This is a genomic window from Stenotrophomonas sp. PFBMAA-4, assembly GCF_030053215.1.
Lineage (GTDB): Bacteria > Pseudomonadota > Gammaproteobacteria > Xanthomonadales > Xanthomonadaceae > Stenotrophomonas.
Genome location: NZ_JASGBW010000023.1, coordinates 18,788 through 38,231, shown reverse-complemented (window position 1 = coordinate 38,231; position 19,444 = coordinate 18,788). Strand labels below are relative to the sequence as shown.

Here is a 19,444-nt window from a genome sequence, read left to right as displayed (position 1 = left end):
TGCTGCGTTTCCCCGCCGTGCATGGCCCGGCGCTACCGCGGCGGGGAACGCCGCTGCCAGCGCCGCAGCGCGATGCTGGCGGCCGCCAGCCCGCCACCGGCAATCAGTAAAAGGAGCGCCACCGGCTGCCAGAAGAAGAAAGGCCACAGCCAGAGGTAATCCAGGTCGGTCAGCTTCAGCACGTCCATCGGCGGCAGCAGGTCCACCGAGGCCGCACGGCCGGCCAGCGCCGGGTCCACCTCCAGCACGGTCAGCCGCAGCCAGGAACGTCCGCGCGGCAGTGCGTCCCCCCGCCCATAGCCGAAGTACGAGGCGGCGAACCTGCTGGGCCCGACCGACTCCAGCGCACGGGAAACATCCGGTCCAGGCGCACCCGAGCGTGTCTTCGCGCGGAACTCGTTGCGATCGGTCGGGGTGTCCGCGCGCAGGCGCAGCTCCGGATCGATCGACGCATCGGCGCCGTCATCGGCGTAGCGCAGACGCAGCCGCAAGGGGTCATCGATGAAACGGTAGACCGTGACCTCCGCCGTCGCGCCGGGCTGCAGCACCAGTGGCAGGGTCTGCGTGCGCGAGGCCAGGTGGTTGGCGGCCGCGCCCAGCACCAGCACGATGCAGGCCAGCGCCCACAGGCTCCACAGCAGCCACAGGGCCACCCGCGCGACCGTCTCGCCCTTCATGCCGAACTCCCGGTCATTGCGCTGCATCCGTGCTGGCGTTGGCCACAACGTAGCGCAGAACTGCACGTGTCCATAGTGCCGGTGTTACGCAGCGCGTGAACCCACCCGGTACCTCGCCAGATGGCGAGGCTGGGCATCGCACAGCTGGAAAGGAGGTCAGGCCGGCCTGACTTCCCGGCACACCAGCTCGGCCAGTTCGCGGCAGGCGAAGAACAAGCCTTCCACCACGCCCTCATCGAGGTGGCGGCGGGGCGTGGCCATGGTCTTGCAGCGGTTGGCGGCGTGCAGCATCTCCGCCGCCGTGAGGATGGCCACGGCCGCACGGTCGATCCGCGCCAGCGACTGGCGTCTTCCGTCGGACAGGTTTTCCTCCGGCCAGAGCATGCCATCAGAGCCTTCGCCATCCCGGATGCGGGTGAGGCAGCTCTGGAAGGTGCTGAGATCGGAGGTGGAGTCTTCCTCGTCGTTGACGGCATCAACAACATGGAGTGGCGGGTTCTTGCGAGTGGTCATGGCGTCGGCTTCCGTGGCTGTACGTAACAGCGCCACCGCGCAGAAGCGGGGTGGCGGACGGTGCGGGTTGCAAACCGGTGCACATGCTAGGCCGGCGGGTCCGAAGACCCCCACGCACCGCCCGCCATAAAGGCCGACGGATTGCCAGCCGGCACCGCTTCAGGACGGTGCCGGCTGGCAAGCGCTTACTTCATGTGCAACGGGTTTGCATGCCCGGCCACCCTTTTTCGGTGGCGCGCCATGGTGTCTACGCCTGCACGATCGATTCAATGAGAAAAATCCGAAAGGTCCGGAGGGAATCGAACGTCCGGTGGGAAGTGTTGCATGCACGGGGAGTGGTGGATGCGACAGGAATAGACGCGGCTCTGCTGTTGCGCGGCCCAAAGCGACGCGCAGTGACGCAAACAACCCGCGCTCCAGAGTGGCGCGTGACGTTTATCGCTTACCAGAAGTTGTATGCGGAGGTCGTGCGGGAAGTGCGAGTGGCGCGCGGCTTGGGGAATCTGACGTGGATGGCCGATTTAGAGTGCCGGAAGCGACATGCTGGTGGCTTAGGTTCTGCCAGCCATGGGCTGGCACTACTATTGCGGCCTCGACCGGGCCACCGGCAGAAAAATCAGCCTCCCAGAAGATAACGCAGAACTGTACTTGCCCGTGGCAGTGTCCATGTGAGAAGCAACCCAGCTTCGTTCAATCAGATCGCGACATGTTCCTTATCACTGAAGCGGGTTGTGAAATAGAACAGCCTGCCCAGCATTTCTTCTCCTTCGCAGCGCTGTGTTATGGCCGGTGGCATAGGCGGGGCGATCACCTCCAGCATCCCGTGTCTGGCGCTTCGGGATTACGGAACCTCTTGGCTTTCTCCAACGCCCCTTTCACCCTCTCTCAGACTTGGCGAAATGAGTTTAATCCGAGCCGAGCTGCCATCTCTGACCCTGCTACCGCAACTTCCCCAGCACGTCCGCAATTTCCATGCTATGAATGCAGCGCCTTGCTTTAAGGTCTTTCAGGGATTGGAGAGATGGCTGACGTTTACCAGAGTATGGACCATGTGACACTCCGCCTCCGAGGGCATGAAAAGCGGATCCGGAAGCTCGGTCTACTTGGTCAATGGTTGATCTGTGTGCTGCTGATTGGCCTTGGCCTTTCTCCATCCGCCGTAGGCCAAACCACGGTGACGTACATCCATACTGATGCTCTGGGCTCAGTCGTGGCCGAGAGCGATGCCAATGGCAATGTGATCAAACGCTATGACTATGAGCCTTATGGGTCGCTCGTCGGCGGTCAGATTGACGATGGCCCGGGGTACACCGGGCATGTGAGCGACTCGGCAACAGGGCTAAGCTACATGCAGCAGCGCTACATGGATCCGCAGCTGGGAGTGTTTCTGTCCGTAGACCCGGTTACGGCGTATGAGCACCCTTTGGGGCAGTTCAATCGATACCGCTATGCGAACGGGAATCCATACAGGTTCACGGATCCAGATGGGCGTGATGCCTTGGACGCTGCACGCGGGTTTGTAGACGGCATGTCAAGCAACTTTCTTGCGACCCCGAGCCTTGCACAACAACAACAGATCGATTGGGCGCCACAACCATTTGGAGGACTGGGCGGAAACGAAGGGAACGCTGACTACGCTCTCGGCAGAGGCGCTGCCAACGCACTGACTACTGCAATGGATGTCCTGTCTGGTGGAGCAGCCGGAGCGGGAGCATCAGGTCGTCGTGCAGGGGCTGAAGGGCTGGCAGAGGCGCGTGCAGCGCGCGATGCCCTTGCGGGAGAGCTGGCACCGCTCAAGGGCCGGGCGCCAGCAACGGTGACTGCTGGTTACAATGTAAAAACGGGTAAAGTTGCAGCTCGCGCCTGTGGTGGAGGGACATGTGCCGAAGGGCATGTCGCGAAGGCATTGGGTGGCAACAAGGCCGACATCCGGTTTACTGAAGCGGTCCGACCGAGAACGGGCGCGGAAGTTCCTGTCTGCGCAAGCTGTGAGGCAGAGTACGGCAGGGGGGCTTTCCCAAAGGAAGCCAAATTCCAAAGAGATGAATTGTCGAAATGATCACAATACAGGCATATCCCGATGGCATCGACTGCACATGGTTGGGAATGGATCAACTTGGAACGGTTGCGGCCTTTGTTACTTCCGGCGAAGGTGAAATTCCAACAGCGCTGTTGATGCAAGCCAACGTTGATCTGCGCAATATCGAAACTCTTCTGATGGATCTTCCGGTAACGGGAGATGTCAATTTACGCGTGAGTGTTGCACGGCCCGACGACTTTTTGGACATGGCCTGTCGCGGGCTTTACGTGTACGACTGGAATGGTAGTAAATACGTGCTTGTTGCAGAGCCAGAGATTGCGATTCAAGTTTCCGATCTTGATGACAAATTGAAGGCCATTGCGAAACATGCAGTGTTTGATTCAATCGAGTTTCCCAAATGGGATGCCATTTCGGTTGGATCCATGATGGAAGCGGTGCAGCCTGGGATGTAAATTTCCGGAAATTTCGTTGAATTGGGTCGAGTTGAGTCGTCGCAATTTGCTGGCAGCGATTCAGCACCTGGCCATGCGACGGAGACTGCTCTGGCCAAAAAAGAAGCGCCGCGACCCTCAGGGAGTCGCGGCGCTCTTTTTCAGTTGCACAGCGTTACCACCACGCCGGGCATGGCCCGGCGCTACCGCCCACTCAGGCGAACGGATCCTGCAGGACCATGGTGTGGTCGCGGTCCGGGCCGGTGGAGACGATGCTGATCGGGCAACCGGCCAGCTCTTCCAGCGAACGCAGGTAGGCACGTGCGGCCGGCGGCAGCTCGTCCCAGTTGGTGATGCCGTGGGTGTTCTCGCTCCAGCCCGGGAACTCCAGGTAGACCGGGGTGCAGTCTTCCCAGCCCTGCGCGTCCAGCGGCGCGTACTCGGTGCGCTTGCCGTTGTATTCGTAGGCGATGCAGACCTTCAGCTTTTCCATGCCGTCCAGCACGTCCAGCTTGGTGATGCACAGGCCGCTGATGCCGTTGATGGCCACGGCGCGCTTCAGCGCGACGATGTCCATCCAGCCGCAACGACGCGGGCGGCCGGTCGAGGCACCGTACTCGGCGCCGCGGTCACGAATGCCCTGGCCGATTTCATCGTCCAGTTCGGTCGGGAACGGGCCACCGCCGACGCGGGTGGCGTAGGCCTTGGCGATGCCCAGCACGTAGTCGATCGCATCGGCGCCGACGCCGGCACCGGCCAGCGCACCACCGACGGTGGTGTTGGAGCTGGTGACGTACGGGTAGGTGCCGTGGTCGATGTCCAGCAGGGCGCCCTGCGCACCTTCGAACAGCACGCGCTTACCCTGCTTGCGCAGGTCGTGCAGGATGCCGGCCACGTCGGACTTCATCGGCTGCACGTATTCGCCGAAGGCCAGTGCTTCGTCGAAGGTCTTCTGGAAATCGACCGCATCGGTGTTCAGATACTTGGTCAGCACGAAGTTGTGGTAATCCAGCGCGGTGCGCAGCAGTTCTTCCAGCTGCTTGGGGTAATGCAGGTCTGCGATGCGGATGCCGCGGCGCGCCACCTTGTCTTCGTAGGCCGGGCCGATGCCACGGCCGGTGGTGCCGATCGCCTTGCCGCCGGCAGCGCGTTCGCGCGCCTGGTCCAGGGCGATGTGGTACGGCATGATCAGCGGGGCGGCCGGGGAGATCTTCAGGCGCGAACGCACTTCGACGCCGGAGGCTTCCAGCTCGGCGATTTCCTTCTGCAGCGCGGCCGGCGAGATCACCACGCCGTTGCCGATCAGGCACAGCGCATCGTCACGCAGGATGCCCGACGGGATCAGGTGCAGGACGGTCTTCTTGCCATTGATGACCAGGGTGTGGCCGGCATTGTGGCCGCCCTGGAAGCGCACCACGGCGCCGATTTCCTCGGTGAGCAGATCGACGATCTTGCCCTTGCCTTCATCGCCCCACTGGGCACCCAACACTACGACAGACTGACCCATGACGGGCTCCTCGATTTGTTGCGGCCATCGGGGCCGCGGACGGGTAAACCGTGGCGGGGCTGGCCAGCACCTGGAAGGCGGCTCCAAACGGGGAGCGGCCGGCGATGGAAGGCCCAGACACGGAAAAAGCCGAACGGGGAGGCCCGTCCGGCTTTTGTGCATTATCCGGGTTTCCGGGGTCGGGTGCCACCTTTCCGACGGACGGCTTCACCGGCCGGTCAGGCGCCCGGCTCTCCGTCCGCCGCTGCGCGGCGCCGCCCGAGCATGGGCTCGGACGCTACACCCGACCGCCCGGTAGAGCCGAGGCCACGCTCGGCTGCCTTCCCGCCGCTGCGCGGCGCCGCCCGAGCGTGGGCTCGGGCGCTACACCCGACCGCCCCAGTAGAGCCGAGCCCACGCTCGGCTGCCTTCCCGCCGCTGCGCGGCGCCGCCCGAGCATGGGCTCGGGCGCTACACCCGACCGCCCCAGTAGAGCCGAGCCCACGCTCGGCTGCCTTCCCGCAGCTGCGCGGCGCCGCCCGAGCGTAGGCTCGGGCGCTACACCCGACCGCCCCGGTAGAGCCGAGCCCATGCTCGGCTGCGTGGCGTGGACGGCACAGGACGGGGTTCAGTGCCGCGCCCACCACAGCAGGCTCAGGCCGGCCAGCAGCACCAGCCCGCCGAAGCTGCGCAGGGCCGGGCTGGGCAGGTCCAGCAGGCGCTCGGCCATGCGCTTCCAGGCCAGCGGGGCCACGAACAGCAGCAGGCCTTCGAGCACGGCCACCAGGCAGACGGCCGCGAACAGATCTTTCATGTGGGCACTCCGGAAAAAACACGGGGCCCGGCATCTGGCCGGGCCCCGTGGGATCTTGCCGAACGACTCAGCGGTCGCTCTTGAGGTACTGCAGGAACGGGTCGTTCTTGTCCAGCACGATAATGCCGTTGCCGTCGGTCATGGAGCCGCGGTAGGCCTCCAGGCTGCGGTAGAACGCGTAGAACGACGGGTCAGCCGAACCGGCCTTGCCGTAGATGCGGGCCGCGTCGGCATCGCCTTCACCGCGCAGGCGCTGGGCATCGCGCTCGGCTTCGGCGATCAGCACGGTGCTGTCACGGTCGGCCTGGGCACGGATGGTCAGCGACTGCTCCTCGCCCTCGGCGCGCAGCTTGGCGGCTTCCTGCTTGCGCTGTGCGCGCATGCGCTCGTACACGTCGTTGATCACCTGGCTGTCGGTGGGCAGGTCGACCTGCTTGATGCGCAGGTCGATCATCTGCATGCCCAGCCCGGACACCGCTTCGTTGATGTCCTTGAGCTGCGCGGCGATCAGCTCGCTGCGGTCGCCCGACACCAGCTGCTGCAGGGTGCGCGAGTTGATCTGGTTGCGCAGCGAATCGGTGATGATCGGCTGCAGGCGCGCGTTGGCCACGCGCGGGTCACCACCGGTGGCACGGAAGTAGTCGCCCACGTTGGAGATGTAGCCGACGGCGAAGAAGTCGACGCTGACGTCCTTCTGCTCGGCGGTGAAGTAACGCGCCGGCGCCGTGTCCAGCACCTGGAAGCGGCGGTCGAACACGCGCACGGTTTCCACCACCGGCACCTTGAAGTGCAGGCCCGGCTTGATGTCCGAACGCACCACCTTGCCCAGGTTCAGGACCATGGCGGTCTGGTCCTCGCGGACCACGTAGACCGAACCCAGCAGGGCCAGCAGGGCCGCCACGGCGACGGCAATCCAGATAGAACTTCTCATCGGCTGCCCTCCTCACGGCCGCTCGGACGCCCGGTCGGGCGGGTCACGGCCCGGCCCGGATCACGGGAAACTTCGGTTGCGGTACCCGGCAGCGACGGCATCACCACGTCCGGGTTCGGCACCGCGGCCGGCGCCGAGGCGCTGGGACGGGTGTCGCCGGTCATCGGCACGTAGATCAGCTGGCGACCATCGCCACCGATCACCTTGCGGTTCTCGCTCAGCACCTGCTGCACGGTTTCCAGCCACAGGCGCTTGCGGGTGACGTCCGGGGCGTCCTTGTACTGGGCCTGCAGCAGGCTGAAGCGCTGTGCGTCACCCTCGGCCTTGGACACCACGGCCTGCTTGTAGCCCTCGGCGGTGGTACGGGCACGCGAGGCCTGGCCTCGGGCTTCCGGCACGACCTTGGCGGCGTAGGCCTGGGCTTCGTTGATCAGGCGTTCCTTGACCTGCTGGGCACCGTTGACCTCGTCGAAGGCCGGCTTGACCTCCTCCGGCGGACGGGCGTCCTGCAGGGTCAGGCCGGTCACGGTCAGGCCGGTCTTGAACGCACCCAGCAGCGCCTGCAGGCGCTCCTCGGCGGCCACGGCCAGCGGGCCACGGTTGTTCAGCACCGAATTGAGGTCGGCACGACCGACTTCCTCGCGCACCGCGCTCTGCGCGGACTGTTCCAGCACCTGGTCGGCATCGACGGTACCGAACAGGTACTGCTGCGGGTCATCGATGCGGTACTGCACGTTGAGCGAGACGTTGACGATGTTCTCGTCGCGGGTCAGCACCGGCACCTGGATCGAGAAGGTCTTGATCTCGGTGGCATTGACCTTGGTGACCGATTCGATCGGCCAGGGCAGCTTGAAGTTCGGGCCCGGGGTCAGGATCCGCGAGAACTGGCCGAAGCGCAGCACCACGCCACGCTGCTGTTCGCCGATCAGCTGGAAGCTGGAGAACAGCACCAGCAACACCACCGCCGCCGCCACCCAACGCAGGATGCCGCCATCGAACAGGTCCTTCAGCGGCCCGGGCAGACCGCCCCAGCCACCACCATTGCCACCACCGCGCGACCCGAACGGCCCGCGTCGATTGTCCTCGGGGCCTTGTCCGCCCTTGTTGCCGCCGGGTGTATTCCAGGCCATGCACGCTCCATCAATATGTGGGCTGCGGCGCGGGCCCTTCCCGCGGCGCCAGCCGTGAATCTTCACCGATCATACAAGATGGGGCGGACTGGCAGGTTTGAAAGGGCCCTGACCGGGTAATGTGGCGTTTTCCTCGAAGTCAGGCAGCGCCGATGGCCCCCACCACCCCGTTCACCGCCTTCCGGATCGAAAACGACGATGCCGGCTACCGCAGCGGCCTGGTCCAGCTGGGCGTGGATGACCTCAGCCCCGGCCAGGTGCTGGTCCGCGCCCACTGGTCCTCGGTCAACTACAAGGACGCCCTGGCCGGCACTGGCAAAGGGAAGATCCTGCGCCGCTTCCCGCTGGTGGGCGGCATCGACGTGGCCGGCACGGTGGTCGCCTCCAGCGATCCGGCCTGGCGCGAGGGCGATGCGGTGCTGGCGACCGGCTGCGGCCTCAGCGAAACCCGTGACGGAGGCTACAGCCAGTACGTACGGCTGGAATCGCGCGCCGTCATCGCCCAGCCGGCCGGGCTGAGCCCGCGCGAGGCGATGGTGCTGGGCACCGCCGGCTTCACCGCAGCCCTGGCCCTGCTGCGCCTGCAGGACAACCGGCAGACTCCGGGGCACGGGCCGCTGGCCGTGACCGGCGCCACCGGCGGCGTCGGCGCGCTGGCCGTCGACATCTTCAGCCGCGCCGGTTACGAGGTGCATGCGATCAGTGGCAAGCCGGAGCAGGCCGCCTTCCTGCGCGACATCGGCGCGAGCGAGGTGCTGCCGCGCGAGGCGCTGGCCGATACCGCGCCCCTGCAGTCGGCCCGCTTCGGCGGCGGCCTGGACAATGCCGGCGGATCGATGCTGGCCAGCCTGCTGGCGCAGACGGTGCCCTATGGCAGCGTGGTCAGTGCCGGCCTGGCCGCGAGCGCGACGCTGGAGATGACGGTCATGCCATGCATCCTGCGTGGCGTCTCGCTGCTCGGCGTGTCCTCGGCCAGTGCGCCGCGTGACCTGCGCGAGCAGGTGTGGGCACGCCTGGGCGGGGAATGGAAGCCGCAGCACCTGGAGCGCATCTGCACCGCGGAAGTGGGCCTGTCGGACCTGCCGGGCGTGTTCGAGCGGATGCTGGCCGGTGGTTCGCTGGGCCGCACGGTGGTGCGGATCGACTGAACGTCGCAGGCAGGCGACGGACGGCAGCTACCCTACTCCCACCAGCAATGTGCCCGCACTACACTGCGGGCATGACACGGGGAACAACATGGCACGCATTCTGATCGTCGACGATTCACCGTCGCAGCTGTTGGGGATACAGCGCATCGTCGAGAAACTCGGGCACCAGATCCTGACCGCCACCGATGGCGCGGCCGGGGTGGAAACGGCCAAGGCCGAACTGCCCGACCTGGTATTGATGGACGTGGTGATGCCGAACCTCAACGGGTTCCAGGCCACGCGCACGCTGGCCCGCGACGAGGCGACCCGGCATATCCCGGTAATCCTGGTGACCACCAAGGACCAGGACACCGACCGCATGTGGGGCATGCGCCAGGGCGCGAAGGCCTACATCACCAAGCCGTTCTCGGAAGACGAGCTGTCCGAGGTGCTGGAACGGGTGTTCGCCGGCCAGGGCTGAACCGTTCCCGGTAGGTGCCAACCGTTGGTTGGCACGCGTTTGAAACCGCCGGGCATGGCCCGGCGCTACCTTCAGATCGTTTCGCCAAAGGCCTTTGCCAGGTTCCGGTAGGCCTTCTTCTGCGCGTCGTCGGTCGCCGCCGGCGCCACGATCTCCAGCTCAACGATCTGGTCGCCATCCGGGCTGCCCGGCAGGCCGCGGCCACGCAGGCGCAGTTTGCGGCCGGCATCGGAATCGGCCGGGATCTTCAACTCCACCGCGCCGCCCAGCGTCGGCACGCTGATGCTGGTGCCCAGCGCTGCCTGCCACGGCGTCACCGGCAACGTGTAGAGAATGTTGCGGCCATCCACCTCGAACTGCGGATGGGCGGCATATTCCACTTCCAGCAGCAGGTTGCCACCGTGGGTGCCCTGCCCTGACAGGCGGATCACCTGGCCCGGGCGGATGCCCTTCGGCACGCGCACGTCCAGCTGCTTGCCGTTGACGGTGATGCGCAGGCTGTCACCGCTGTACGCCGCTTCCAGCGGCACCGACAGCTTGGCCCGGGTATCGCGGTTGGGCGCCTGGCCGTGGCTGCTGAAGCCCGGGCCGGGGCCTGCACCCTGCCCGCCGCGCTGGCGCGCGAACAGGCTTTCGAAGAAATCGCTGAAGCCGCCGCCGGCACCGCCGCCGCCGAACACTTCCTCGAAGTTGAAGCCGCCCGCACCGCCGTAGTTCGGCGGCACGTTGAACTCCTCGCCCGGGCGATAGCCCTGCGCGCGCAGCTGGTCATAGGCCGCGCGCTTTTCCGGATCGCGCAGCGCCTCGTAGGCCTCGTTGACCGCCTTGAACTTGTCCTCGGCGCCGGCCTCCTTGCTCACGTCCGGGTGGTACTTGCGCGCCAGCCGGCGGTAGGCGGTCTTGATCTCGGCCTCGCCCGCACTCGGTTCCACCCCCAGGGTGGCGTAGTAATCCTTGAATTCCATCCAGCTACCTCGATCTGCTTCGGCCGCGCCGGTGGCGCCGCCCCGGGTTCATTCTACGCGCCGGCATGCTACGCCGCTGCCCGTGCGGCGCCGGTGAGGCCGTTTGATCCGGCGCAATGCACCTGCCGCCGCCCAGGCCCCAGGATGGGGCGTGCACACCGGTTTTCCAATGTCTTGACGCGTTCCTCCCACCCGCCCGACTAGCCTGCCCACCAGCAAGGAGTTCCCATGACGATCCACGTTGGCGACCGCATCCCGGAAGTGACACTCAAGCGTATCCGCGAGGGCATCGAAACGCTGGACACCCAGGCGCTGTTCGAAGGACGCAAGGTCGTCCTGTTCGCCGTGCCCGGGGCCTTCACTCCCACCTGTTCGGCCCGTCACCTGCCCGGCTTCGTCGAGAGGTTCGCGGCGTTCCGCCAGCGTGGTATCGATGTGTACTGCCTGGCGGTCAACGACCCGTTCGTGATGAAGGCGTGGGCCGCAGATCAGCACGTGCCCGAGGGCCTGTTGATGCTCTCCGACGGCAACGCCGAACTGACCCGTGCGCTGGGCCTGGAGCTGGATGCCAGCGCCTCGGGCATGGGCATCCGTTCGCGCCGCTACGCCCTGTACGTCGATGACGGCGTGGTCCGCGCCGCCTGGATCGAGGAACCCGGCCAGTTCGAGGTGTCTTCGGCCGACTACGTGCTGGAGCACCTTCCCACCTGACACCCCGCATTTGCCCCCACAGAAAAGAGGAACCGGCCAGCCATGTCCAAAAAGCCAGCCAACAAGCCGCAATCCGCAACGCCCCATGGCATCACCGATCGTGACACCCTGCGCGAACGCGCCCGGCGCAACATCGAGGACGGTGCGATCACCGACAGCTACAGCGCCGATCGCAAGGTGGCGATCAAGCTGCTCAACGATGCCCTCGCCACCGAGTACGTGTGCGTGCTGCGCTATTACCGGCACTACTTCATGGCCAAGGGCATGCTGGCCGATGCGGTCAAGGCCGAGTTCCTCGAACACGCGCAGCAGGAACAGGCCCATGCCGGCAAGCTGGCCGAGCGCATCGTGCAGCTCGGCGGCGAGCCGGATTTCAACCCTGACACCCTGACCGCGCGCTCGCATGCCGAGTACAAGGAAGGCAGCGACCTGCGCGACATGGTGCGCGAGAACCTGGTGGCCGAGCGCATCGCCATCGACAGCTACCGCGAGATGATCAACTTCATCGGCGACCGCGATACCACCACCAAGCGCATCCTGGAGGAAATCCTGGCGCAGGAGGAGGAACACGCCGACGAGTTTGCCGACCTGCTGGACGGGTGGATCGGGGAATAGCGGCACCGTGCACTCTGTAGAGCCGAGCCCATGCTCGGCTGACGGTTGCACGTCCGCCACAGATGCAGCCGAGCATGGGCTCGGCTCTACAGCAGCGAAGCAGACATCAGCGGAGAACGGTGAACCTCACCTGCGTCCACGCGCCATCGGTCGCCAGCGCGGTCAGCGTATGCGCGCCCGGCTCGGCGAACTCGCGCTGCATCAGCTGCGCCCCCTGGGTGCGGGCGATCCAGCGGCCATCCAGCAGCCAGTCCACCGCCTGTTCACTGCCCAGCGCGCGCAGCTGCAGGCGCACGCCGTGCTGGGCATTGGGTGCGCGCGCCAGCGCGGCGCCATCGTTGAGGCCATCCACGTGCAGGGCCACGCTCGCTTCACGGCCATCGTCGCGGCAGTCGGCGGCCAGTGGCGGCAACTGCGATGCATCGCGCGTGGCCTTGGGCAACCACGGCGACAACAACGCCGGCCAGCGCGCGATCTCGCGTTCCACTTCCTGGTGCGGCGCACTGCAGTCGGCGGACAGCCGCTGGCCCGTCCGCGCATCGGCGATGTAGCGCTGTCGGCCCGGCTGCCAGCGCCGCGCCTCACGTTCGGGGAAGGTCGGCGGCACGCCACCGTCCAGCAGCCAGGCCGTCATGCGCCGCTGGCACAGCGTGGCCGGCAATGACCCGGCCAGCTCGCCGGTGGGCCAGCACACGTCGGCGCGGCTGACGCTGGCCGGCATCGGTGCAGCAGCGGCATCGCCGGGCTGGCGCGGCAGGCTGTCGACCACCTCGAACATCAGCGGCAACGCCGTCACCGCGCCGTACTGGCCCGGCAGCGGCGTGCCATCGGGCCGGCCCACCCACACGCCCACCGTGTAGTGGCGGGTGCTGCCGATCGCCCAGGCATCGCGGTAGCCATAGCTGGTGCCGGTCTTCCAGGCCACGCGCGGGCGTCCACCGACATCGAACGTGCCCACCCCATAACCCGGGCGCGGGTTGGACTCGAGCATCTCGCGCACGATCCAGCTGGCCCCGGGCGAGGACAGGCGCCGCTCGATCATCGGATCGTCATCGCTGTAGCGCACGCGCCCGGCAATGCCGTTGCGGTTGAGCGCGGCGAAGGCGCCAACCAGATCCTCAAGCCGCGCACCGGTGCCGCCGAGGATGAGCGACAGGTTGGGCGAGCTGCCCGGCGGGAAGCGCAGCTGGATGCCCGCGTGCGAGAGGCGCGCGGCGAAGCGCGCCGAGCCCACCCGCTGCAGCAGGTCCACCGCGGGCACGTTGAGCGACAGGCGCAGCGCGCTGGATGCACTGACGGGACCGTTGAATGCCTCGTCGAAGTTGCCCGGCCGATAGCTGCCGAAGCTCTGCGGCGCATCCACCAGCAGGCTTTCCGAATGGATCAGGCCATCATCCAGCGCCATGGCGTACAGGAAGGGCTTGAGCGTGGAGCCCGGCGAGCGCCAGGCCTGCACCATGTCGACGTGGCCCAGGCGCTGGCGGTCACCGAAGGCCAGCGTGCCGACATACGCACGGGCCTGCAGGGTCTGGTTGTCGACCACCAGCAGCGCAGCCGAGGTGCGCTCGGGCAGCGTGGAGAAATAGCTGGCCACGCGCTCTTCCAGCGTGCGCTGCAGGTCCAGGTCGATGCTGCTCTGGATGCGCGCCTGGCCCGGGTGTGCCGAATGCAGCCGCTGCGCCAGCAGCGCCGCATGCATCGGCGGCCGCAGCGACCGCGCGACCACATTCTCGATGCGTGCATCGTCTACTTCTTCCGGCGTCCACACGCCCAGTTCGGCCATGCGCGCCAGCACCTTGTCGCGCGCCTTCTGCGCCGCTTCCGGGTGGCGGTCCGGGCGCAGCCGGCTGGGCGCCTGCGGCAGTACCGTCAGCAGCGCGGCCTCGGCGTGCGACAGTTGCGTGGCCGGCTTGCCCAGGTACGCCCAGCTGGCCGCTTCCACGCCCTCGATGGTGCCGCCGTACGGCGCGCGTTCCAGGTACAGCGCGAGGATCTGCGCCTTGCTCAGGTGTGCTTCCAGCTGCACCGCGCGCAGCATCTGCTTGAGCTTGCCCCACGGCGTGCGCGAGTGCGGATCGAGGATGCGCGCGACCTGCATGGTGAGCGTTGAACCGCCCGACACGATGCGGCCGCCACGCAGCAGCTGGCCGCTGGCACGCAGGATCGCCAGCGGGTTGATGCCCGGGTGTTTCCAGAACCAGCGGTCTTCGTAGGTCAGCAGTGCCTGCAGGTACAACGGCGAAACGCTGTCGGCCGAGGCCGGGTAGCGCCACACACCATCGCCATCGGCAAAGGCGCGCAGCGGGCTGCCGTCGGCGGCCACCACCAGGGTGCTGGTGTCGCGCTGCCTGGGCAGCGGCGGCGGGAAAACGAAATCCAGGACCAGCAGCAGTACCAGCAGCCCTGCCGTGCCCCAGCGCAGCCAGGGCCACAGTGGTTGCAGCCGGCGGCGCAGGGCCGCCCGCCGGGTCGTCCACTCGATCTTCATTGCAGCGTGCCGGATGGGCGCTTGCCGGTGGGACGGGCCGCGCCGTCGCGGCCCGTCCGCGCGGTCACGGCTGGACCACCGTGATCGTGGTCGGGTTGCTGCGGCCCACGCCGCGCAGCTGCGGGCGGTACATGTCTTCCACCAGCGGCGGCGGCACCGAGTAGGTACCCGGGGTCACCGCACGCACCAGGTAGAAGACGTTCGCCTTGCCACCGCGCGACAGTTTCAGCGCGGCCACGTAGCGGTCGTCGCGGAATTCCTCGTGCTTGGTGTCGGCAGCCGAGCTGCGGTCGCTGATGGTGATGCCATCGACCACCACGTCGGCCCACTGCTTGGCATCGCCCAGGTTGAAGTTCTCGATCTCCAGGCCGGCCGGCAGCAGGTCGGTCAGCAGTGCATCGGGCATCTGCGTATCGGCACTGATGGTGATGCGCACGATCAGGGCTTCGCCTTCCTTCAGCGGTCGCGGCGTCCACGGCTTGCCATCGGTACCGAAGTAGCTGCGCTCGACACCCAGCACGCTGTTGTCCGGTGCCGGCGCGGTGCGCGGGATGCCGGCGACGTCGATGCTGGCAAACATTGGCGGCTCGCCCTGCGGGGTGAAGCGCACGCCACTGGCCAGCTCGCTGCCGGTGAAGTTGCGACCGAACAGCTTGCGCTCGCCGATGGCCTCGCTGTTGCCACCGATCACCAGTTCACCGGCCACCAGTGCCTTCTGGTTGGCGGCCAGGGCCTTGCCGAGGCGGGCGATGGCCACCTGCTCCTGGGTGCTCAGCCACATCCAGCCGGCATTGCGGCGGGCATCGAGGCCACGGCCCAGATCGACCGCACGCGCATCCCAGGCCGGCTTGGCCAGCTTGTTTTCGTGGGTCAGCGCGATCATCAGCGCGTCGTCACGGATGGCACTGCCGTAATCGCCGAAGTACGACGGGCGCTCGCTGCTGGACTTGGCGAAGCCGGCAGCAATCGCCGCCTGGCCGCGCTTGGCGTCGCCCTGCAGGGACAGCGCCACGCCCAGGTGGACCAGCGACAGGCCGCCGACCGCCTTGCTGCGCTCGTTGTCATACAGCGTGCGCAGCGTACCCAGCGGGGCACGGTTGACGCGGGCCAGCACGTAGCCGGAATACGCCTGGTTGGCGAACTTCAGCTTTTCGCGGTCATCCTGCCCGTAGAACTGGTTGCCACCGGACAGCAGGTCCTCGCTGAGGCGGTTGAGCGCCTTCTGCAGCACGTTGTCCGGCACGGCGAAACCGCCGTCCTTGGCATCGAGCAGGAACTCGGTGATGTACGGGGTCAGCCACGGGTTCACGTAGCCATCGTCGCCCCACATGGAGAAGTTGCCGTTGGCCACCTGCATCGACGCCAGGCGACCGAACGCGCCTTCCATGCGCTCGCGCCGGGTCTTGGCGTCCAGTCCGTCGGTGCCGAGCATCGACGAAGTGGCCTGGTCCAGGATCAGCGCGGCGTAGCCCTTGCTGGTGGTCTGCTCGGCACAGCCGTAGGGATAGTTCAGCGCGCCCTGCAGGGCGCTGGCGAACGGGATCGGCGGCAGCGGGCTGACCAGCAGGCGGGCATTGACCGACTCGGCCATCAGGCCATCGGCCAGGCCGCCGTCCAGGCTGACCGCAGCCAGCGGATCGAGCGTGCGCACCTGCGAACGGATCACCTGCGGCCACGCCGCACGCACCGGCAGCTCGTATCGGCGGTCGGCCTTGAAGCCGTTGCCATCCACGCGCACCCGCACCTTGGCCACGCTGTTGCCCTCGCGGGCCGACAACGGGAAGCTCAGCGTGGTCTTGGCATCTGCGTTGAGCTGCACGTTGCGGCTGCCCTCGCCCAGGCTCAGCGGACCTTCGGTGTCCACCTGCACGTTGAACTGGCCGGGCTTGCCGGTGAAGTTCTGCACGTCCAGGGTGACGGTGCTGCGGTCACCCGGGGCGAGCACGCGCGGCATGCTGGCCTCGGCCAGGATCGGCGCGCGCACGATGGTTTCCACATCGCGCTTGCCGTACTGGTCATCGCTGTAGACCAGTGCCGACACGCGCAGCGTGCCATTGAAGTCCGGCACCTTCAGGCGGATGCGCGCATTGCCCTTGGCATCAAGCTGCACCGGGCCGGAGAACAGGTCCACGGTCTGCACGCGTGCGGTTGGCCGCTTGGCCTGCGGCAGCGCCTGCAGGGCCATGTCGCCGCCGAACTTCAGCTTGCCGCTGCTGCCGTCGAAGCTCTCGATCACCCGGCTGTAGATGTCGTAGGCATCGATGCCGAGGCGACGCTGGGCGAAGAAGTGTGCGCCGGCATCGGGCACCGGGAAGCGGGTGATGTTGAGGATGCCCACGTCCACCGCCGAAACGGTGACGTGCGCAGTCTTGCCGGCCAGCTGCGGTGCGCTCACCGTCACCGGCAGGTCCTGTTCCGGGCGCATCTGCTTCGGTGCGACCAGGCCCACGGCCACGGTGCGTGCCTTGCGGTCCATCGGCACGTGCACCACGCCCACGGCGCGGGCCGGGGTGATCTTGCTGGGCGCACTGCCACCGCGGAACACCAGCGCGGTGATGTAGACGTCGTGGCGCTCCCAGTCGGCGGTGACCGGGATCTTGTAGGTGGCACCCGGCTTGGCGTCGATCTCCTGCACGTACAGCATGCGGTCGGTCTCGACCATCAGCACGCCCTTGCCGGCGTGCGGCGGGGTCACCGTCACCTGCAGGGTATCGCCGGCCTTGTAGCCGGTCTTGTCCAGGCCCAGCTTGACCTTGTCCGGGCGTGCATCCAGGCCGCGGTTGTCATCGCCCCAGCTCCAGCCGGCGCGGAACGGATAGCGGCTGGTCAGGCCGGTGGACGGATCGAACACGTCCACCCGGTACTCGCCCCACTCCACCGGGAAATCGAAGGCGACCGCACTGCTGCCGGCATCGACGGTGCGCGTGTCCTTGTTCTCGAAGCGGCGGGTGAAATCGTAGTCCCAGCGGTTGTCGTTGAAGGTCCAGTGGTAGTCGCGCAGCTCGCGCACCAGGGTCACCTTCAGGCCCTTGGCCGGCTGCGGCTTGCCGGCGGCATCCACGCGCATCAGCTCGAAGCGCGCAGTGCCGTTGGCATCGGCGCCGTCGTCCGGGTTGAACAACGGGCGCACGCCGACCAGTGCATTGGCCGGCCACATCACCCGCTTCAAGGTGCGGGTGACGGTGCGGCCACCGGTTTCATACAGGCTGCCCGACAGCACCACGGCAATCGGGGCCTTGGCCTTGGCCGCCTCTTCCGGCAGGGCCACGTCTTCGCGCAGCTGGCCATTGGCCGGCAGCGTGGTATCGACCACATCCTTGGCTTCGCGCGGCAGCTGCAGCGTCGGGTCACCGAAGAAATAGCCCGGCAGGCCTTCCACCGGCTTCTGCTCGGCGGCCACCGCCATGCGTGCGGTGAAGCGGTTGCCATCGGCCGGCGCGCCATACAGGTACGCACCGTTGGCCTGCAGCCGCAGGTCCTCGCCCGGCTTCAGCGTCTTCTGCACGCTGTCCAGGTCCAGCTTCATGCGCTCGGGCAGGAACTCCTCGATGCGCAGGGTCATGCCCTGGATCGCTTCCTTGCTGGCCGGATCGGTGCGGAACTCGACCTGCCAGCGCCCGGTCGGCGCCTCGGCGGGGATGGTCTGCTCGAAGTTGATGTAGCCCTGGTCACCGGGCTGCAGGCGGGTCTCGCGGAAGGTCTTGCCGTCGGGCTGCTTCAGGCGCAGGAACAGCGGTTGGACGCTTTTACCAGGCCCGCCGACCGGCTTGCCGTCGTTGTCACGCAGCAGGGCCGACAGGCGCACGGTTTCGCCCGGGCGGTACAGGTCGCGGCCCGACCAGGCGTAGACGTCGAACCAGGCGTTGTCACGGCCGGCCACGGCGAATTCGCTCAGGTCCAGCGCCGGCTGGTTGAACGGCAGGAAGCTGGTGTCCTTGCCGCTGCTGGCGACCAGCACGTGGGTGGCATCCAGGGTGTAGTTCAGCAGCGCATTGCCGTTGCCGTCGGTGCTGCCCTTCAGCACCACCTCGCCCTTGGCGTCGAGCACGCGCAGCTCGACGTTCTTCAGCGCCGCACCGTCCTTCAGTGCGGCGGTGTGGACGAACAGCTTGTCCTTGTAGGCGCGGGTATGCAGGCCGATGTCGCTGACCGAGAAGAACGCGGTATCGAACTCGCCTTCGTAATCACCGGTGCGCTTGAGCAGGGCGAAGTACAGGCCCGGCTCCTGCAGCTCCTTGATGTCCTGGGTCGGCAGGTAGGTCAGCACCCGCTCGTTCTGCTTGCCACCGAGGATGAAGCGGTTGACGTAGACCGGCTCGGCCAGCTGGTTGATCGGGCTGCGCTCGTAGTCGCTGCTCAGTTCCCAGCTGCCGCGGCGGCCGCCGCGCTGGTACTGGCTGAAGAAGGTCGGCAGGTCCTTCTCGCGCACGCGCAGGAACTCGACGTCGACCTCCGGCACGTTCACCGACACCACCGGCAGGCCGCGGCTGTCCTTGGCCGGCAGCACGCTGCCCTGCGAAGCGAAACCGACCACCGGCTTCAGCTCACCGCTGAACACCTTCTGCTTCAGTTCCTTGCCCAGGCGGCTGCCGTCGGCGGCCAGCAGGTCTTCGGAGACGACCAGGCTGTATTCCTTGCCGGCTTCAACGAAGGGGTAGCGAAGGGTCAGGCCGTCGTCGGACAGGGTCCAGCTGCTGTCGTCGTTGCCGACTTTCTCTTCGAAGCGCACCAGTTTGTCGAAGTCCTGGGTGCCGACCAGCGGGCGCGAGAACTCCAGCGCCAGCGACAGGCCCTCACTCTTCTGGTCCGGGTAGGCGCGCAGCAGGGTGAAGTCCTTCACCTGCTCGGCCTTGGTGGCGATGGCTTCGCCGCTGGCCTTGGGCAGCTGCCCGTTGTCATTGCGACAGCCGGCCAGACCCAGCAACAGGCCTCCTGCCAGTACAGCCGCCGCCCAACCCCACCGCTTCCGCCGTGCCGGACCGCTCATGTCGTCACTCCTTGATCGAGGCGGACATTATAGGCGCGCCGCGTCAA

The 19,444-nt window shown here is 67.0% G+C and carries 15 protein-coding genes; 6 read left to right on the top strand and 9 right to left on the bottom strand.

Translation table 11 applies throughout. From position 1 onward, the window contains the following. Positions 1 to 32: 32 nt before the first annotated feature. Together QMZ26_RS14715 and QMZ26_RS14710 are read right to left on the bottom strand one after the other, a co-directional pair. A complete protein-coding gene (locus QMZ26_RS14715; RefSeq protein WP_283221890.1) occupies positions 33 to 677 on the bottom strand; it encodes a hypothetical protein in 645 nt (214 codons plus the stop codon). A 156-nt stretch (positions 678 to 833) separates the two neighbouring features. Further along, on the bottom strand, positions 834 to 1,190 hold the full coding sequence (locus tag QMZ26_RS14710; protein WP_283221889.1) for a hypothetical protein: 357 nt from the start codon (positions 1,188 to 1,190) through the stop codon (positions 834 to 836). A 1,021-nt stretch (positions 1,191 to 2,211) separates the two neighbouring features. On the opposite strand from QMZ26_RS14710, the gene QMZ26_RS14705 reads away from it, so the two are divergent. Both QMZ26_RS14705 and QMZ26_RS14700 read left to right on the top strand, forming a co-directional pair. After that, the gene (locus tag QMZ26_RS14705) at positions 2,212 to 3,249 is read left to right on the top strand and encodes an RHS repeat-associated core domain-containing protein (protein WP_283221888.1); all 1,038 of its coding nucleotides are present in this window, start codon (positions 2,212 to 2,214) and stop codon (positions 3,247 to 3,249) included. Then, a complete protein-coding gene (locus QMZ26_RS14700) occupies positions 3,246 to 3,683 on the top strand; it encodes a hypothetical protein (protein ID WP_283221887.1) in 438 nt (145 codons plus the stop codon). The genes QMZ26_RS14705 and QMZ26_RS14700 overlap by 4 nt, the downstream gene beginning before the upstream one ends. 193 nt (positions 3,684 to 3,876) lie before the next feature. On the opposite strand, the gene QMZ26_RS14695 is transcribed toward QMZ26_RS14700, so the two are convergent. The 4 genes from QMZ26_RS14695 to hflK all read right to left on the bottom strand — a co-directional run bounded on the left by QMZ26_RS14695 (position 3,877) and on the right by hflK (position 8,023). Continuing rightward, entirely contained in the window at positions 3,877 to 5,169 is a 1,293-nt protein-coding gene (locus QMZ26_RS14695) for an adenylosuccinate synthase (RefSeq protein ID WP_079222787.1), read from the bottom strand. 607 nt (positions 5,170 to 5,776) lie between these two features. After that, positions 5,777 to 5,962, bottom strand: a complete 186-nt coding sequence (locus tag QMZ26_RS14690; RefSeq protein ID WP_079222788.1) for a DUF2065 family protein — start codon at positions 5,960 to 5,962, stop codon at positions 5,777 to 5,779. Positions 5,963 to 6,029: 67 nt separating this feature from the next. Continuing rightward, positions 6,030 to 6,893: a protease modulator HflC gene (locus QMZ26_RS14685; protein ID WP_079222789.1), complete on the bottom strand. Its 864-nt coding sequence runs from the start codon at positions 6,891 to 6,893 to the stop codon at positions 6,030 to 6,032. Beyond that, positions 6,890 to 8,023 carry an FtsH protease activity modulator HflK gene (gene hflK, locus QMZ26_RS14680; protein ID WP_079222790.1) on the bottom strand — a complete coding sequence of 378 codons (1,134 nt, stop codon included), beginning with the start codon at positions 8,021 to 8,023 and terminating at the stop codon, positions 6,890 to 6,892. Before hflK ends, QMZ26_RS14685 begins: the two co-directional genes overlap by 4 nt. A 152-nt stretch (positions 8,024 to 8,175) precedes the next feature. On the opposite strand from hflK, the gene QMZ26_RS14675 reads away from it, so the two are divergent. Both QMZ26_RS14675 and pilH read left to right on the top strand, forming a co-directional pair. Further along, the gene (locus QMZ26_RS14675; protein ID WP_200732653.1) at positions 8,176 to 9,171 is read left to right on the top strand and encodes a YhdH/YhfP family quinone oxidoreductase; all 996 of its coding nucleotides are present in this window, start codon (positions 8,176 to 8,178) and stop codon (positions 9,169 to 9,171) included. A gap of 88 nt (positions 9,172 to 9,259) precedes the next feature. Beyond that, positions 9,260 to 9,631, top strand: a complete 372-nt coding sequence (pilH, locus tag QMZ26_RS14670) for a twitching motility response regulator PilH (RefSeq protein WP_005410644.1) — start codon at positions 9,260 to 9,262, stop codon at positions 9,629 to 9,631. 71 nt (positions 9,632 to 9,702) lie between these two features. Here pilH and QMZ26_RS14665 read toward each other — a convergent pair whose 3' ends face one another. Next, entirely contained in the window at positions 9,703 to 10,596 is an 894-nt protein-coding gene (locus QMZ26_RS14665; RefSeq protein WP_108758018.1) for a DnaJ C-terminal domain-containing protein, read from the bottom strand. A 228-nt stretch (positions 10,597 to 10,824) separates the two neighbouring features. Between QMZ26_RS14665 and QMZ26_RS14660 the strand changes: the two genes are divergently transcribed. Both QMZ26_RS14660 and QMZ26_RS14655 read left to right on the top strand, forming a co-directional pair. After that, complete coding sequence (locus QMZ26_RS14660; RefSeq protein ID WP_079222793.1) at positions 10,825 to 11,307, top strand: peroxiredoxin; 483 nt, start codon at positions 10,825 to 10,827, stop codon at positions 11,305 to 11,307. 42 nt (positions 11,308 to 11,349) lie between these two features. Then, the gene (locus QMZ26_RS14655) at positions 11,350 to 11,922 is read left to right on the top strand and encodes a ferritin-like domain-containing protein (RefSeq protein ID WP_283221886.1); all 573 of its coding nucleotides are present in this window, start codon (positions 11,350 to 11,352) and stop codon (positions 11,920 to 11,922) included. 106 nt (positions 11,923 to 12,028) lie between these two features. Here the strand turns inward: QMZ26_RS14655 and pbpC are convergent, their stop codons facing one another. Both pbpC and QMZ26_RS14645 read right to left on the bottom strand, forming a co-directional pair. Beyond that, positions 12,029 to 14,410, bottom strand: a complete 2,382-nt coding sequence (gene pbpC / locus QMZ26_RS14650; RefSeq protein WP_283221885.1) for a penicillin-binding protein 1C — start codon at positions 14,408 to 14,410, stop codon at positions 12,029 to 12,031. Between the two features lie 64 nt (positions 14,411 to 14,474). Then, a complete protein-coding gene (locus QMZ26_RS14645) occupies positions 14,475 to 19,397 on the bottom strand; it encodes an alpha-2-macroglobulin (RefSeq protein WP_283221884.1) in 4,923 nt (1,640 codons plus the stop codon). Positions 19,398 to 19,444: the final 47 nt, after the last annotated feature.

Coding starts and splice junctions, on each gene's coding strand:
- QMZ26_RS14715 (WP_283221890.1), bottom strand. CDS start 677: ATGAAGGGCGAGACGGTCGCGCGGGTGGCCCTGTGGCTGCTGTGGAGC.
- QMZ26_RS14710 (WP_283221889.1), bottom strand. CDS start 1,190: ATGACCACTCGCAAGAACCCGCCACTCCATGTTGTTGATGCCGTCAAC.
- QMZ26_RS14705 (WP_283221888.1), top strand. CDS start 2,212: ATGGCTGACGTTTACCAGAGTATGGACCATGTGACACTCCGCCTCCGA.
- QMZ26_RS14700 (WP_283221887.1), top strand. CDS start 3,246: ATGATCACAATACAGGCATATCCCGATGGCATCGACTGCACATGGTTG.
- QMZ26_RS14695 (WP_079222787.1), bottom strand. CDS start 5,169: ATGGGTCAGTCTGTCGTAGTGTTGGGTGCCCAGTGGGGCGATGAAGGC.
- QMZ26_RS14690 (WP_079222788.1), bottom strand. CDS start 5,962: ATGAAAGATCTGTTCGCGGCCGTCTGCCTGGTGGCCGTGCTCGAAGGC.
- QMZ26_RS14685 (WP_079222789.1), bottom strand. CDS start 6,893: ATGAGAAGTTCTATCTGGATTGCCGTCGCCGTGGCGGCCCTGCTGGCC.
- hflK (WP_079222790.1), bottom strand. CDS start 8,023: ATGGCCTGGAATACACCCGGCGGCAACAAGGGCGGACAAGGCCCCGAG.
- QMZ26_RS14675 (WP_200732653.1), top strand. CDS start 8,176: ATGGCCCCCACCACCCCGTTCACCGCCTTCCGGATCGAAAACGACGAT.
- pilH (WP_005410644.1), top strand. CDS start 9,260: ATGGCACGCATTCTGATCGTCGACGATTCACCGTCGCAGCTGTTGGGG.
- QMZ26_RS14665 (WP_108758018.1), bottom strand. CDS start 10,596: ATGGAATTCAAGGATTACTACGCCACCCTGGGGGTGGAACCGAGTGCG.
- QMZ26_RS14660 (WP_079222793.1), top strand. CDS start 10,825: ATGACGATCCACGTTGGCGACCGCATCCCGGAAGTGACACTCAAGCGT.
- QMZ26_RS14655 (WP_283221886.1), top strand. CDS start 11,350: ATGTCCAAAAAGCCAGCCAACAAGCCGCAATCCGCAACGCCCCATGGC.
- pbpC (WP_283221885.1), bottom strand. CDS start 14,410: ATGAAGATCGAGTGGACGACCCGGCGGGCGGCCCTGCGCCGCCGGCTG.
- QMZ26_RS14645 (WP_283221884.1), bottom strand. CDS start 19,397: ATGAGCGGTCCGGCACGGCGGAAGCGGTGGGGTTGGGCGGCGGCTGTA.